Annotated in this window: 15 protein-coding genes; 8 read left to right on the top strand and 7 right to left on the bottom strand. The window is 53.3% G+C overall.

The features are described 5' to 3' along the window. Window positions 1-139: 139 nt before the first annotated feature. From KI215_RS11480 to KI215_RS11465, 4 genes are all read left to right on the top strand, one after another. Window positions 140-997, top strand: a complete 858-nt coding sequence (locus tag KI215_RS11480) for a sugar phosphate isomerase/epimerase family protein (protein WP_212772862.1) — start codon at window positions 140-142, stop codon at window positions 995-997. Between the two features lie 124 nt (window positions 998-1,121). After that, the gene (locus KI215_RS11475) at window positions 1,122-1,916 is read left to right on the top strand and encodes a glucosamine-6-phosphate deaminase (protein ID WP_246512100.1); all 795 of its coding nucleotides are present in this window, start codon (window positions 1,122-1,124) and stop codon (window positions 1,914-1,916) included. After that, window positions 1,897-3,063 (top strand): N-acetylglucosamine-6-phosphate deacetylase, encoded by a 1,167-nt coding sequence (locus tag KI215_RS11470; RefSeq protein ID WP_212772861.1) that lies wholly within the window; start codon window positions 1,897-1,899, stop codon window positions 3,061-3,063. The genes KI215_RS11475 and KI215_RS11470 overlap by 20 nt, the downstream gene beginning before the upstream one ends. Before the next feature lie 347 nt (window positions 3,064-3,410). Further along, the gene (locus KI215_RS11465) at window positions 3,411-4,385 is read left to right on the top strand and encodes a 2-hydroxyacid dehydrogenase (RefSeq protein WP_212772860.1); all 975 of its coding nucleotides are present in this window, start codon (window positions 3,411-3,413) and stop codon (window positions 4,383-4,385) included. Here KI215_RS11465 and KI215_RS11460 read toward each other — a convergent pair. Then, on the bottom strand, window positions 4,355-5,203 hold the full coding sequence (locus KI215_RS11460) for a CPBP family intramembrane glutamic endopeptidase (RefSeq protein ID WP_212772859.1): 849 nt from the start codon (window positions 5,201-5,203) through the stop codon (window positions 4,355-4,357). The two genes, KI215_RS11465 and KI215_RS11460, sit on opposite strands and share 31 nt — an antisense overlap. A gap of 378 nt (window positions 5,204-5,581) precedes the next feature. On the opposite strand from KI215_RS11460, the gene greA reads away from it, so the two are divergent. From greA to fabF, 3 genes are all read left to right on the top strand, one after another. After that, window positions 5,582-6,061: a transcription elongation factor GreA gene (gene greA / locus KI215_RS11455; protein ID WP_212772858.1), complete on the top strand. Its 480-nt coding sequence runs from the start codon at window positions 5,582-5,584 to the stop codon at window positions 6,059-6,061. 166 nt (window positions 6,062-6,227) lie between these two features. Next, on the top strand, window positions 6,228-6,617 hold the full coding sequence (locus KI215_RS11450; protein ID WP_212772857.1) for a hypothetical protein: 390 nt from the start codon (window positions 6,228-6,230) through the stop codon (window positions 6,615-6,617). Between the two features lie 235 nt (window positions 6,618-6,852). Beyond that, a complete protein-coding gene (gene fabF / locus KI215_RS11445; RefSeq protein WP_212772856.1) occupies window positions 6,853-8,112 on the top strand; it encodes a beta-ketoacyl-ACP synthase II in 1,260 nt (419 codons plus the stop codon). Window positions 8,113-8,324: 212 nt separating this feature from the next. On the opposite strand, the gene KI215_RS11440 is transcribed toward fabF, so the two are convergent. The 3 genes from KI215_RS11440 to KI215_RS11430 form a co-directional block, all read right to left on the bottom strand. Then, window positions 8,325-8,660 carry an ArsR/SmtB family transcription factor gene (locus KI215_RS11440; RefSeq protein ID WP_212772855.1) on the bottom strand — a complete coding sequence of 112 codons (336 nt, stop codon included), beginning with the start codon at window positions 8,658-8,660 and terminating at the stop codon, window positions 8,325-8,327. Window position 8,661: 1 nt separating this feature from the next. After that, on the bottom strand, window positions 8,662-9,096 hold the full coding sequence (locus KI215_RS11435; RefSeq protein WP_212772854.1) for an SRPBCC family protein: 435 nt from the start codon (window positions 9,094-9,096) through the stop codon (window positions 8,662-8,664). Between the two features lie 149 nt (window positions 9,097-9,245). Then, entirely contained in the window at window positions 9,246-9,695 is a 450-nt protein-coding gene (locus KI215_RS11430; protein WP_212772853.1) for a hypothetical protein, read from the bottom strand. 494 nt (window positions 9,696-10,189) lie between these two features. Here KI215_RS11430 and KI215_RS11425 point away from each other — a divergent pair, with 494 nt between their 5' ends. Continuing rightward, window positions 10,190-10,621 (top strand): NUDIX hydrolase, encoded by a 432-nt coding sequence (locus tag KI215_RS11425; RefSeq protein ID WP_212772852.1) that lies wholly within the window; start codon window positions 10,190-10,192, stop codon window positions 10,619-10,621. 83 nt (window positions 10,622-10,704) lie between these two features. Here the strand turns inward: KI215_RS11425 and KI215_RS11420 are convergent, their stop codons facing one another. The 3 genes from KI215_RS11420 to KI215_RS11410 form a co-directional block, all read right to left on the bottom strand. Next, window positions 10,705-11,064, bottom strand: a complete 360-nt coding sequence (locus KI215_RS11420; protein WP_212772851.1) for a group I truncated hemoglobin — start codon at window positions 11,062-11,064, stop codon at window positions 10,705-10,707. Window positions 11,065-11,226: 162 nt separating this feature from the next. Beyond that, entirely contained in the window at window positions 11,227-11,928 is a 702-nt protein-coding gene (locus KI215_RS11415; protein ID WP_212772850.1) for a Crp/Fnr family transcriptional regulator, read from the bottom strand. Between the two features lie 200 nt (window positions 11,929-12,128). Continuing rightward, the gene (locus tag KI215_RS11410; protein ID WP_212772849.1) at window positions 12,129-12,320 is read right to left on the bottom strand and encodes a hypothetical protein; all 192 of its coding nucleotides are present in this window, start codon (window positions 12,318-12,320) and stop codon (window positions 12,129-12,131) included. Between the last annotated feature and the right edge of the window lie 99 nt (window positions 12,321-12,419).

The raw sequence follows: 12,419 nt of genomic DNA, 5'->3' as shown, positions 1-12,419 counted from the left end.
GGGCGTGTCTTATAAATCCGTAAGAGAGCAAATGCTTGCGGGGTGAGCGACTGACCAAGCCCTGTCTGAGCGAAGACCCCGAAAGCAGAGAACATCATCGCGGGCAATTTTCTCCAAGCGAAGCAGAAAGGTGGGAATGATGACGGTCTTTTCGCGTCTCAGTGTGTTGACGGATGAAGTGTCTCAGGATTGGGACGAAGTACTCGCTTTTGTCGAAGAGTATGAACTTCCCTATGTGGAGCTTCGGTCCGTGTGGAGGGCCAATGTGATGGACATAGAGCCGGGACGGTTACGCCATCTTCGTTCCACGTTGGCCGAGCGGGGGGGACGGGTGTCCGGTCTGGCTTCCCCTGTGTTCAAATGCGCATTGGATCCGAACCGGCCGGTGGAGCACGGTGACACCTTTTTTGCTTCCGAAGGCACGGTGAACGACCATATGGACATGTTGAAACGGGCACTGGAAGTGGCCGGTTTTTTCCAGGCACCCGGCATTCGTATCTTCTCCTTCTGGCGGGAACGCAACCCGGAACAGTACGTGGATGAGGTGACGGAGCATCTCCATCAGGCGGCTCGGTTGGCCGAGGAAGCGGGCGTGGCTCTGTGGTTGGAAAACGAACCTTCCACCAACGGCGGTTACGCCGACGAGGTGGCGCTGTTGGCGGCCAAGGTGAATTCCCCGTTTCTGCGTGTTTTATGGGACCCCGGAAACGAACGATACGGCGGGAAGGTACCGTTTCCCGACGGGTATGAACAGGTACGGCCTTGGATCGGACACGTCCATCTGAAAGATGCCATCTACACTCCTGAACAAGGAGGGAAATGCGTACCGATCGGCGAAGGGGAGGCCTGTTTGGAAAAGCAATTGTCCACGTTGGAACGGGATGGGTATACCGGGTTATATACAGTGGAAACCCATTACGTTCCGAAAGGCGGTACACCGGCGGACGGTACACGCCGATCCATTTCCGGGTTGCGTCGAATCTGTGAGTTTGCCTGATGGGTTGAGGGTGTGTCGGGTCAGGCGGAAACGTTTCCTAGGTGAGCTGCCTTGGTTGAGCCGGGAATCGAAGCGGGCAAGATTCAGACACGTCCTCACAATCTACTTCATGGGGGGGAACGAGTTGGTTTCTTCCGTCAAGCCCTTGTTCACCAAACAGGTGGATCGGCTCAAGGTGCGAGTATATGCCGACCGTCGGGAATTGGGACGGGCGGCGGGGGAATCGGTGGCGGAGCGCCTGCGTCTACTGCTGAAGGAGCAATCCGAGGTGCGCATGGTGTTCGCCGCAGCCCCTTCCCAATTGGAGATGCTGGATACTTTGTGTCAGGCCGAAGGAATCGATTGGTCGCGTGTTATCGCGTTTCACATGGATGAGTATATCGGATTGCCAGAATCGTCACCCCAACGATTCGCCCATTTTTTGCATCACCATCTGTTTGACCGCGTTCGCCCGGGAACCGTGCATGTGATCGAAGGAAACCGTGATCCGTATGCCGAATGCGAGCGATATGCCAGATTGATCAGGGAAAAATCGCTGGACATCGTATGTTTGGGTATCGGAGAAAACGGTCATTTGGCTTTCAACGATCCGCCGGTGGCCGATTTCGAAGATCCGGAGGTGATCAAACGCGTGGCATTGGACCCCATCTGTCGCAGACAACAGGTGAACGACGGTTGTTTCGATGATCTGGAATCCGTTCCCACTCATGCGTTGACCCTGACCATTCCGGCGCTCATGTCGGGGCGGTACCTGGTTTGTGCCGTACCCGGAAAAAGCAAGCGAATCGCGGTCGCCAAAACGTTGAGCGAACCGGTCAGCACTTCCTGTCCGGCCTCCATTCTCCGGTATCATCCGGATTGTACGTTGTACCTGGATTTGGAATCAAGCGGTGTTACCCATGACCTGTCACATCATTGAGGGGAAGGATTGGCAGACGGGAAAGCCCATCCGGTTGAAGATCCGGGAAGGCCGTATTTACGAAGTGGTGGAACCGGAGAAGGTGTCGGATGACGCGCCTCTGGTGGCTCCCGGGTTGATCGATTTGCAGGTGAACGGTTACAAAGGGTTGGATGTAAACGCCCCTTTGTTCAATACGAATGACATCCGGCAGTTAACCGCATCGTTGTGGGAGACCGGCGTCACCACCTTTTTTCCGACGGTGATTACCAACAGTGAAAAAGCGATCACGCGCTCCCTCCGCACCTTGGCGCGTGCTTGTCGGGAAGACGCGATGGTGGATGCATCCGTCGGTGGGATTCATTTGGAAGGGCCATTTGTCTCGCCGGAAGACGGCCCGAGGGGAGCCCATGACCGTAAGTGGGTGCGCCCGCCGGATTGGGAAACGTTTTGCCGGTGGCAAGAAGCAGCGGAAGGGCGAATCCGTCTGATCACACTTTCTCCCGAGTGGCCGGACAGTTCGCGCTTCATCGAACGGTGCGTGGCGAGCGGTGTCAAAGTGGCGATCGGTCATACGGCAGCAACTCCGAAGCAGATCAGGGAGGCGGTGGCGGCGGGGGCGACTTGGAGCACCCATTGGGGCAACGGCGCCCATGTGATGTTACCACGCCATCCCAATTATTTGTGGGAACAGCTGGCTGCCGATGAGCTTTGGACCAGTTTCATCGCCGACGGACACCATCTCCCTGATGCCGTCATTCGCGTCATCCTGCGGGTGAAGAGGGAAAAAGCGGTGTTGGTCAGCGATGTGGTTGCGCTGGGCGGCATGCCTCCCGGTCAATACCGAACCCCTGTCGGAGGAGAAGTGGTGTTGACCCCGGATAACCGCTTGCATTTGGCACATGACGAGCGGTTACTGGCCGGATCGGCCTGTCCGCTGATCGAGGCTGTTTCGCGCTTGGTGGTCAGGGGTTTGACCCCGCTTGAAACAGCCTGGTGGATGGCCTCCGTTTCACCTGCACGGTACTTGGGGTGGTCGGTTGATGGAAAATGGCGGGTCGGCGATTCCCCCGATATTGTCCAGGTAATGTGGGGGGATGAGGGGAAGCGTTTGACCGTTCACTCGACTTACAAGCGGGGGCAACTCGTGTTCCGACATGACCTTTGACACTCCACATGGCTGAAGCACCTGGGCTCTTTAGGTGTCCCAAGCGGCTTTATCCAGTAAGCTAACTGGATAAAGATGGTGGTTTCGTGTATCATCATAGCTGACAAGCCACCATATCCAGGCTGTTGACAAAGTTCGCCGACTCCGATTTCCCTTTTCCTCTCTATAGCAAGAGTCGCTCGACGGAAAATTCGGATCCGTTCCTTTCAAAAAGGGTGGCCGTTTTCCCACGGGCGACCTCTGAGCTTGCCGAAAGAGGAGCGAGAGAGAAAACGGCTCTCCCGAAATGGAATCGCTAAACCACTTTGTCAGCAGTCTCAATATCTAGACAATCAGGAGTGGACTCCATGTCGGTACACATTTTCGTGACACGCGAGCTGTTTCCGGAAGTGACGGAGCAATTGAAACAATACGGACAAGTGACGATCGGTGCTCGGGACCGGGATTTGTCGCGGGAGGAACTATTGAAGGGGGTTCGCGGCAAAGATGCGATCCTGTGCATGTTGACCGACCGGATTGACGCGGAAGTGATGGACGCCTGCCCCGGTTTGCGCGTGATCAGCAATTATGCCGTCGGATACAACAATATTGACGTCGTCGAAGCCACCAAGCGGGGCATCCCCGTGACCAACACCCCTGATGTGTTGACGGAAGCTACAGCGGACCTGACCTGGGCGTTGTTGTTGGATGTGGCGCGCCGGGTAACAGAGGGGGACCGTTTGACCCGTTCCGGCCGCTGGCAGGGTTGGGGACCCCGCTTTATGCTGGGGAAAGACGTGTATGGTTCCACATTGGGCATCGTCGGCTTCGGGCGTATCGGCCGGGCGGTTGCTCGTCGCGCCCAAGCCTTTGACATGCGTGTGCTTTACTATTCCCGCACACGACTCACCCCGCAGGAGGAAAATAGACTGGGCGTCGTTTATCAACCCTTGCACGAGCTGTTGGCGAAAGCGGATTTCGTGTCGCTTCATGCGCCGTATACGCCAGAGACCCACCACCTCATCGGGGAAGCGGAATTGCGTCGGATGAAGCGAACCGCCTATCTCATCAATACCGCCCGTGGCCCGTTGGTGGACGAACGGGCGCTGGTGCGGGCGCTGCAGGAAGGGGAAATTGCCGGGGCTGGACTGGATGTATACGAAGACGAGCCTCGTTTGGCGGAGGGATTGGCCGAGCTGGAGCAAGTGGTGTTAGCCCCTCATCTGGGCAGTGCCACATGGGAAACGCGGATGAAAATGGCGAAGTTGGCCGCGGAGAATCTGTTGTCTGTTCTCCGCGGTGAGAAACCTCCTCATCTGGTCAACCCGGAAGTATGGAAATGATCGGATTTCGTTCGATTGCGGTTTTGGAGCCAAAAAGCCGCCGTTAATGATATGAGCAAAACGGTGACGGCGGCCCCTGCTTCCAGTCCGAACCCGCCGCCGGTCACCCAAACGGGCCCTGTTTCTCTTGTGATCAAAACGGGATGTTCAATCAGATGCAGACCGGAAACGGGGAGCGACAACGTCTCTTGGCACAGATTCCAAGCAAAATGAAACCCGATCGGTGTCCACAATCCGCCAAAAGCTTCTTTGGCCGTCCCCAGCATGACACCCGCCAAAAAGAGATTGAACAAAGCGAGCCAAGAGAGGTTTGGATTGCCCAAATGGAGGGCACAAAATAGTAGGGATGCGGTGATGATCCCGATCATGCGTCCCCATTGTCGTACCATGAGGGTCTGTATGTAGCCACGGACCAGGATTTCTTCACCCAAGGCAACGATCAAAAAGCCGGACAGGGCGGATGTGAAATCCGTCACCGTCGACGAGGAGAAGTGGAATCCGTCCACCCTCAGCCAGCCGGTTGTCAACAGGAGCACAAACGGAACAGCGATTCCGAATGATCCCCAACCGGCTCCGCGAAGGAATGAGCGAAATGGGGACGGTTCCGCAAAACCCAACTCATCAAGCGGCTTTTTTTCCAACCATGCCCATACCAGAAAGGCGGCCAGCACAAACGCGGTGTTCTGTCCTACGATCACGGGCATCAGGGAGCGATGCACAGGATAGAGGGGGAAGAGCAATGAAACGAAAAATACGATACCCAGCACCGACAACAGGAACACGAGAAACAATTTTCCGACCAGTTTTAGCACGTTCATCACATCTTCTCCTTTTTCGTCTCGTGATCAATCATGTCCCTTTGGACATTGTAAGACGTTCAAGCCGCCTTTGCAAAAAATGGACTTGCTCTCTTGGACGAATGCAACAAATGTGTTAAGATATTTTTCAGCTGCAATCAACTTTCGATTGGCGAAAAAAATCCTGCACAAATAGGGTCATGAAATCGCTTACTTCCCAAAAGTGGTATCAGCAACATTCGTAATTTCATCGGGGTGAGCGATCCTGCATTTTCTTTGCGCGGTTGTAGGAAGTGCGTGATAATTCAAACAACTGGTTGCATATGAATGGAACACGACACTGGGCGGGATTCCGGCCGCGACAAAGAGGATGGTTTTGTCGATAAGGGAGGAATCGGTATGTCTCAACAGAAAAAAGAAGTATTGTTGACCGAAGAAGGTCTGGCCAAAGTCAAGGAAGAGTTGGAATACCTGAGAACGAAAAAGCGGCATGAAGTCGCCCAACGTTTGAAAGAAGCCATCGCGCAAGGCGACCTCAGCGAAAACTCCGAATACGATTCTGCCAAAGAGGAACAAGCGTTTGTGGAATCCCGGATCGTACAGTTGGAGAACATGATTCGCAACGCCAAAATCATCAATCAGGATGCGCAAAACAAAAACTACGTCAGCATTGGAGCCAAAGTAACCATTCAGGAGTTGCCAGATGGAGAAAAGGAAACGTATATCATCGTCGGCAGTGCGGAATCTGACCCGACGGCAGGCAAAATTTCCAACGAGTCGCCGATCGGTGCCGAACTGATCGGAAAACGGGAAGGCGAAATTATCAATGTCCCGGTTCCGTCGGGGACGATCCAGTTCAAAATCCTGGAGATCAACTAAGCTGTCAATTACGGGAAAATAGAGAGCCGTTTTCCTGGCCGCTGGGCAAGACAGGAGAACGGTTCTCACTTCCCCCTCCATCGTTTGATGGGGGGTGTTTGTTTCGTTGTTTTGTTTTGAAAATAAACTATTTTTTGTTTTTTCTTTGATTAAAGGGGAGAATCGAATGAACAAACAACCGGAAACCGGATTGTTTCAACCCGAAAGGGTGTTCATCGGCGGATACAGTGCGGAAGAGAGGCAGCCCGAACCGTTTGTGGCTGTTTCATTCGCGGATGAGTCAAGCGCCGAGGCGGCATACGACCGATTGAAAGAAAGAGAAAGAGATTGGCGGATTCACATCGAGCTGTCCGGGGAGAACGTGCGCGTGGCGTTGGAGAAGGCGGGAACGTCACCGTTGTATACGGAGGAAATTTGGAAAGATGAGACCTGGCACTTTTTCTCGACATACTACCATCAATCCACCTGCGTGCTCGTGATGGTAGCTGTGGAGGGGGAAGTGCGCCCGGATTGGTCGATCCGTCTGGATAAAGAACAAGTTCGGATGGCAGGATGATTCTTCGGCGCGCCATCAGCTGGGTTAATGGATCAGTATGCCACCGTAAAGCGCTTGCGGATAAAACGGGAGTTTCCAGCTCATCCAACATGGCGACAACGTAATCCTCGGCGAAGGAACCGCTAAACCTTCCATTTTCGTGATCTTATTTGTCTAAGCCGCTCTCCGCAGTATAAAACCATCATTTCCCAATCATAATAACATGGAGACATCACAGGATTCAGGGGGGAACGGCATGAAAAAGCGCGTCGTCATCACCGGTATGGGAGCATTGACCCCGATCGGCCAAGACGTGCCCGACTTTTGGGAGGGATTGCAGGAAGGGCGGAGTGGTGTGCGGTCCATTTCGCGTTTTGATCCGAGCGGATTTCCGACAACGATTGCGGCGGAGATCCCGGATTACGATCCGCTCGATCATTTTGAGGCCAAGGTGGCACGCCGGATGAGCCGCTTTGCTCAGTACGGGCTGGTAGCGGCGCGTGAAGCGGTTCGGCATGCACAATTGGAGATGGATCGGGTCGATCCGGTGCGCGTCGGGGTGATGGTGGGAACCGGTAGCGGCGGGTTGGATCGCATTCAGGAGGAGTACCAAAAGGTGTTGCAAAACGGAAAGTTGTCCCCGTATTTGGCACCTGCCATGCTGGCCAACATGGCATCGGGTGAAATCGCGATCGCGCTGGGAGCCAAAGGGCCTTCCGCGGCGGTGGTGACGGCATGCGCGACGGGAAGCAGTTGCATCGGTGAAGCGATGCGAATGATCCAATATGGGGAAGCGGATGTGATGATTGCCGGCGGTACGGAGGCGCCGATCACGCCCCTCGGGTTGGCCGCCTTTTCTCGAATTCGCGCATTGTCCAGGCGAAACGGGGAACCGCAGAAGGCTTGTCGGCCGTTTGACCGGGAACGGGACGGATTTGTCGCCGGTGAGGGAGCAGGTGTGGTGGTGTTGGAGTCGCTGGAGCATGCTCTGCAAAGAGGCGTCCCCATTCTTGCCGAATTGATCGGATACGGCGCGACGACGGATGCCCATCACATCACGGCTCCCTCTCCCGACGGCGCCGTTGCCGCCGAAGCGATGATCCGGGCATTGGCCGATGCGGGCTTGTCCCCGAAACAAGTGGATTACATTAACGCACACGGAACGAGCACTCGTGCCAACGATGCGGTGGAAACGATGGCCGTCAAGCGAGTGTTTGGGGAGGCGGCGTACCGAGTTCCGATCAGCTCGATCAAATCGATGATCGGACACCTGTTGGGTGCGGCAGGGTCGGTGGAACTGATCGCATCGGTAGAAACCATACGACATGGCGTGATTCCACCCACCATCAATTTTGAAATGCCGGACGAAGGGTTGGATTTGGATTACGTCCCGAATACGGCCCGAAAACGGGATGTGCAGGTGGTGATGAGCAATTCATTCGGTTTCGGGGGACATAATGTCAGTCTGATCGTCCGGCGATGGGACCCTATGGACGAATCCTTGATCACCTGCTGAAATACGAAAAGAGAGGCGACCATCGTCACCTCCAGCTTGTTGACATAGCCTGCGGGCTCAACGGGAAGTTCGGCCCGCTTCCCCAATAGAGGTTGGCTGTTTTCCCCCGCGAGCGACCCTTGGTGTTAGCAAGGAAAATGGCGCACCCGGAATCGCGAATGGTACAACCCACTTTGCCGGCAGTCCAACCATCATTGTCTCTTTTTCTGAGGCTATTGGCCGTCCACTTCCTCCGATTCCACATAGTGTTTCAGTGCAACCATCTTGTTTTCCCAAAACCGCTCGAAATAGGAGAGCCAATGCTTCAATTCGAGCAGCGGCTCTGGTTGGAGGCTGTATCGCGTCTCCCGCCCGACTTTTCGCTGCTTCACAAGTCCCGCATCCGACAAAATGCGCAGATGCTTGGAAACAGCTGTTCGGCTCATCGGAAAGTGCTCGCTGATCCCGGTGACATGCATCTCCCCATCGGCCAGCAACTTTAAAAGCTGACGGCGGGTAGGATCGGCAATCGCCTGAAATACGTCATGTTTCGGTAAGGCAGCACCCATCTTATGCCTCTACCACCTCGCGAAGCTTTTCGGTCACAATCGACTTCCAACCATGATCCATTCTGTTGTGTGCTTCCGAGTGTGTTAATCCCGATTCCGGGAAGATTTCATCAGGTTCTCCCCAACCTGAATGAATTAGGGTAAACTGCGTTTTGCCTTCCAAATCCTTCAATTCAAATGAAACGCGCCAACCGGATTCACCCCAGGCAAAGGAAAGTCGGTGTGGAGGATCGATCTCCAGCACTTTGCATGGTGTGGGGCCGAAAGGGGTCTGCAATGTGAATTCATGTCCTACTTTTGGTTGAAAATCATTGGGCATGAACCATGCGGCGATGCCTTCTGATGTAGAAACAGCTTCCCATACTTTTTGAATAGGTGCCTGAAATACGGCTGTGTGACGGATGGCCGGAAGTGTACCTCTGTTACTTCCCTGCATTTTGTGATCCTCCTCTATTTGATACGAAACCATTAGGTTTCGCATCGATTATATGAAACCGATTGGTTTCATGTCAAGTGTCGGAAGCGGAGAATCAAAGGGACATAAATAATCCTGCCTCCATCAGAGGCAGGATTGGTTTGCAATTCCTAGCTGTTTGGACGCTGTAATTGGTGGATCAAATGGGTAAGCGGGCGGGAAGTGCGGTATTCCACCCATTGGCGTTGTGTGTTGCGAACCAGCAATCGCGGGGCATCCCACGTCGAAGCAGGTTGCGTGACGATCACCTCTTTGATGGGGTAGCCGATGGGAGAACGCGGCAATACGACCGGCGAAGGGAATCGGAACAGCAGGTACCGTGACGGAAGTTGGTAGGAACTGAGTCCGGCCATTTGTTCAATACCGTTCAAGACGCGTTCCAGTTCATGATGTGTGATCCGGGTGACCGGGATCGGAACAAGCTGTTGGTTGTGGACGCGATAGGCTTTGACATATGCCACTTTGGCTGCCGTCGGCGACATAAACGCATGTGGAGCTGATGGTAACCACAAAAGAATCACCGCCAACAAGCCCCAACCCGCAAGGCGGGTAACCTTCATCCCAAGCGCCTCCTTCAATGTTGATTCGTCCTTAGTTTGGAAAAAGATGAAAGGTTTCATACCCTCACCCGCCGAAAGGATGAAAGAAAAGAAAAAGAAGACGGATCTCCGAAACGTCAATTCCGGTGCCTTCCCGAACGACGGGAAGGAAGGATGCGGTAGTACGGTATCCAGGTTAACCGTAGTGTTGTGTTAGAGGAAAGGGGGAGAGCGGACGGCGACGGTGGGAAGGATGGTTGAAAGCGCGATCTCGTCAAAGACAGTACTTGAGCACATACGACACTATGAAATCAATCATATTGATATTAAAGGGAAGCTGACACCAACATTTTTTCTCCCTTCTACGATCTTCTATAGATAAAAGCGGATTTGTGTTACCCATACATCAATCAACCGGTCCTGCCATAAGTTCTTGTATCTGTCGATTTTGGAAAAGTATCACGATCATTCCGTGGTCTGGTGACGGGAAAAAAGCAAAAAAGGAGGCACAACGGATGTTACCCAAACATCATGTCGCAGCGGCCGGAATTGTGTGGGACGATGCCAAAGGAGTGCTGCTCATTCAACGTGCCGACAACCATCACTGGGAACCACCGGGTGGCGTGGTGGAGTTGGATGAAGCGCTGGATGCGGCAGTTATTAGAGAGATCCGGGAAGAAACCGGGATTGAGGTCAAAGTGATTCGTTTAATCGGGGTGTACAAAACCATCGGTCGAAACGGAACTCATGTGGTCAGTCTCGTCTTTTTGTGCACGCCGGTTGGCGGTACATTGCAACTGAGTCCCGAAACGGTCAATGTCGGTTTTTTCCCGATTGAGATGGCGATGAACATGGTCAAACGCAAATGGATCCGCATCCGATTGGAAGACGCGATCAGAGAATGGAAAGATGTTCCGGTTCGGTCCTATCTTCACCCAGAGAAGTGAAAAAGCCGACAAACGGGTTCGTCCGTTTGCCGGCTGTTGATTGAGAACGAGGTTTACCGGATGAAGAATGAGTGCTGTGTCGGTTATTTATTAATGATGTGCGGTTTGACGCTGCGAAGAAATGCTTCCACTTTGACGCGGTCTTCCAACGGCACGTTGTATTTGCGCAAGGCACCGTTCAAATGCTTAATCGCTATTTCGTAGTGCTCATGCGTGATGTTCATCCCCTTGTGGGATTCGCGCAGGGTAGCACCTTCGTATTTATGGGGACCGCCCAGCGCATAGCTCATGAAGTAAGAGATCTGGTGCTTACGGAGCTTGTCCATGTCTGTGTATCGAAAATAATGGCTGACTTGTTCATCTTTGATCATCCGATCGTAGAACTCGTTCACAACGGCTGCAATGGCTTTTTCTCCACCCAGCTTTTCGTACAGGGTTGCCACTTATGTTTCCCTCCATTTCAAAAACAAAGACAAATGATCTATGAGTCCAATCATGGATCGGAGGCGGGAAAAAAGTCGAATAAAACACACAGGATGTCTTAACTGTAACAAATAGGGGATTGAATAGATGTGAAATAAATCACACCCCATCATTTTTTCTGTCTAACCGATTTGTGTGTGCGGGCAATCGACCAGCTCCTTCAATTGGTGAACGTGAATCACGAGATATCCTTCTTGCAGATGGACATATCCCTCTCGTTTCAGGCGGTTCATCACACGGCTGACCGTTTCGCGTGTGGCACCGATCATCTGCGCGAGTTCCCGGTTGGTGTACCGCTCCTTCAGGCAAACACCCTGTTGATGAGGCTCGCCCACGGTACGGGCCAGACGGAGGAGTAAAAAGATCACGCGCTCGTATGCGTCATGAACGATAGACTCGTTCAGTTGTTGTTCCAAATCGCTGATTTGCTGCCCCATGGTTTGAATCAACCGAATGGTGAGTTCGGGATGAGTACGGAGCAATTGTTCCATGTCTTCTTTGGGCATGACCAAGAGGTGAGAATCCTCCACCGCTTGGGCGTCGGCATGAAAACAAGCCTCCCGAAAGAAGCCAAAGTGTGGGAAGAAATCTCCGCTGAGACAATAGGAGATGAACATCTTGCTCCCTTCCGGGTCGGTTCGGTATATTTTGATTTTCCCCCGGTAGACGATAAACACTTTGTCGATTCTTTCCCCCCGCAAACACACGACTGTCCCCCGTTTGACCTTTCGCTCGATCAGCGTGTGACTCACCGCTTCCAACGCTTCCGTATTGATGCCGTGAAACAGGGGCAACGATTGTAAAAAACGCGCGATGTGGTTCAACGTGGATCACCTCCGGGGTGTCCGGCAACCGCGTTCAACACCAGCTCTCATCTAGAGTGTAAGTGATTTTTCGGTACATAGCAAACCAGCAGTCCCGTCGTGCGACAAAAGGATCATATTTCAATGATGTAAAAAAACCTTATGAAACAGAAAATGGTCCTCGGTACGGGCTCGCTACCCGACCGGGGACCCTGGGTGGGTTATTTTTCCTGAGATGTTTCTGGAGCTTCCGGCTCCTTCCCCCACTGTGTAGCTTCGGACAGATGCGGATTCAGTCCCCACATCTCCTGGATCGCGGCGGTAACGTGGGTGTGGGGGTCATTTTCTGCTGGATACGCAGCCATCTGACCATCCTGCAATTCAGTCGGGCGTGTTTTTTTCGGTTGTTTCACGAACATGCCTCCTTCGGCAGTGGGTTTTCCGTTTGCGGATTGGTATAATGCAGAAAAGAATCTGCTTTTTTCATCGTTTCACCGTTGGACCGGCGTTAT

The organism is Polycladomyces abyssicola (assembly GCF_018326425.1).
GTDB classification, from domain to species: Bacteria; Bacillota; Bacilli; order Thermoactinomycetales; family JIR-001; genus Polycladomyces; species Polycladomyces abyssicola.
Note: the sequence above shows the minus strand (reverse complement) of the source record. Positions and strands in the feature narration are given on the sequence as shown.

Excerpts from the sequence above, each read along its gene's own strand:
- KI215_RS11480 (WP_212772862.1), top strand. The coding sequence starts at position 140 with ATGACGGTCTTTTCGCGTCTCAGTGTGTTGACGGATGAAGTGTCTCAG.
- KI215_RS11470 (WP_212772861.1), top strand. The coding sequence starts at position 1,897 with ATGACCTGTCACATCATTGAGGGGAAGGATTGGCAGACGGGAAAGCCC.
- KI215_RS11465 (WP_212772860.1), top strand. The coding sequence starts at position 3,411 with ATGTCGGTACACATTTTCGTGACACGCGAGCTGTTTCCGGAAGTGACG.
- KI215_RS11460 (WP_212772859.1), bottom strand. The coding sequence starts at position 5,203 with ATGAACGTGCTAAAACTGGTCGGAAAATTGTTTCTCGTGTTCCTGTTG.
- greA (WP_212772858.1), top strand. The coding sequence starts at position 5,582 with ATGTCTCAACAGAAAAAAGAAGTATTGTTGACCGAAGAAGGTCTGGCC.
- KI215_RS11450 (WP_212772857.1), top strand. The coding sequence starts at position 6,228 with ATGAACAAACAACCGGAAACCGGATTGTTTCAACCCGAAAGGGTGTTC.
- fabF (WP_212772856.1), top strand. The coding sequence starts at position 6,853 with ATGAAAAAGCGCGTCGTCATCACCGGTATGGGAGCATTGACCCCGATC.
- KI215_RS11440 (WP_212772855.1), bottom strand. The coding sequence starts at position 8,660 with ATGGGTGCTGCCTTACCGAAACATGACGTATTTCAGGCGATTGCCGAT.
- KI215_RS11435 (WP_212772854.1), bottom strand. The coding sequence starts at position 9,096 with ATGCAGGGAAGTAACAGAGGTACACTTCCGGCCATCCGTCACACAGCC.
- KI215_RS11430 (WP_212772853.1), bottom strand. The coding sequence starts at position 9,695 with ATGAAGGTTACCCGCCTTGCGGGTTGGGGCTTGTTGGCGGTGATTCTT.
- KI215_RS11425 (WP_212772852.1), top strand. The coding sequence starts at position 10,190 with ATGTTACCCAAACATCATGTCGCAGCGGCCGGAATTGTGTGGGACGAT.